Source organism: Luteibacter sp. P4_E6, assembly GCF_056401535.1.
Genome location: NZ_JBFUJE010000815.1, coordinates 1 through 1267 on the forward strand (window position 1 = coordinate 1; position 1267 = coordinate 1267).

Consider the following 1267-nt stretch of genomic DNA (forward strand, 5'->3'; position numbering starts at 1 on the left):
CTTGCGCTTCTGGCGCAGCTTCCACCAGCTTACCGACAGGTTCACCGCGAACCACGCGCCGATCAACGCGAGCGGCCAGGCGATCACTGCTGGCCAAAAGATCGCGATGACCGTGAGCACGGTGGCCGAGATAGCGCCGGCGATGAGCGGCCCGGTTTCTGTATCTCCCAGCACGCGATGCTCGGTCAGGGCCGCGCCTACCGTGTTAGCCAGGCGCAACGCACCGGCGGCGGCACGGCTGGAGCTRCCCCCCGTATGGCGTGGCCGCGGCGGGCGGGGCGAGCGGCTACGCATGCGCTCGTTGCCGGAGCGGCGCCGGCGGCCACGCAGGAGGATTTCCGTGGCGTTCTCGAGGTCCGCTTCGTACTGCGCCTCGAGCTTTCCGGCAAATCCGTTGTCCTCGATCGCTACGTCGATTTCACGGTTGCTCAGCCAGCTGGCGATATTGAGATTGGACGAGCCCACGCGCGCCCAGCGCCCGTCGGCGACGGCCGTCTTCGCGTGCAGCATCGAACCGTTCCATTCGAACACGCGGATACCGGCCTTCAACAACGGGCGGTAGCCGGAGCGCGACATCCCGGCGACCATGGGGATGTCGCTGGTGCCTGGTACAAGGAGACGCACGTCCACGCCATCGCGTGCGGCGGCGGCGAGGGCCTGCACGTACGGTGCAACCCCCACGAAATAGGCATCGGTGAGCCAGAGAGTCTTGCGCGCCATGGCGGCGACCATCTGGTCGAGGCGATACATGCCGGCGGTGCTCGGCTGGGTCGCGATGAGCCGTAGCGAGACCTCACCGGCGTCCTTGCTGTCCGCCGTGGGCCGCAGGCGTTCATCGTCGGGTAGCGGCTCGCCGGCCTGCTGCCAGCTGTCGGCGAAGGCGTGTTCGATTTCCGCGACCGCCGGGCCGTGAATCATCACACCGGTATCGCGCCAGGGCGACACATTGCGCCCTGGATCGCCCAGCCACTTCTCGCTCAGGCAGACGCCGGACAGGAAGCCGACCTCGCCATCCACGGTGAGCACCTTGCGGTGGTCGCGGCTGACCCAGCCGAACGAGCTGCCGAGCCTGGGTGGGTTGTAAATGCGCACGTGGCCGCCCGCGGCGCGGAGTTCGTTCCAGAACGACGCGCGTGACTGGCCGAGACAGCCGACCCAGTCGCCGATCACAGCCACGAAAACCCCGGCGCGAGCGCGCTCGACGAGCGCGGCGCGGAACGCTTGCCCGATGCTGTCGTCGCGGATGATGTAGTTCTCGACGAATACG

At 67.9% G+C, this 1267-nt stretch carries 1 protein-coding gene; it reads right to left on the minus strand.

From position 1 onward, the window contains the following. The coding region (locus AC1DT2_RS23725) for a phospholipase D-like domain-containing protein (RefSeq protein ID WP_477299140.1) at positions 1-1267 on the minus strand (1267 nt) is incomplete at both ends.